Below are 233 nucleotides of genomic sequence, written 5' to 3' on the forward strand. Positions count from 1 at the left end.
CACGACGGTTCTCCTCAGCTTCGGGTGGTGTAGAGGTGTGCGTCGCCCAGCCGCGTACGCAGGGTGGCGAGCGCGCGCGAGCACTGGCTCTTCACGGTGGACGGGCTGCACCGCAGCAGTTCGGCCACGGTCTCCACGCTCAGGTCCTCCCAGTAGCGCAGTACGACCATCGCCCGTGCGCGGGGCGGCAGTTCGGCCAGCGCGGCCAGCAGGGTGACCGTCAGTTCGGGTCC

The 233-nt window shown here is 70.4% G+C and carries 1 protein-coding gene; it reads right to left on the minus strand.

Annotated elements, in window-relative coordinates; all coding sequences use genetic code 11:
* Nucleotides 1-14 precede the first annotated feature (14 nt).
* A partial coding sequence (locus G3I42_RS27415) for a sigma-70 family RNA polymerase sigma factor (protein WP_164290323.1) occupies nucleotides 15-233 on the minus strand: 219 nt, incomplete at its 5' end.

This window comes from Streptomyces sp. SID11385, from assembly GCF_010548245.1.
Lineage (GTDB): Bacteria > Actinomycetota > Actinomycetes > Streptomycetales > Streptomycetaceae > Streptomyces.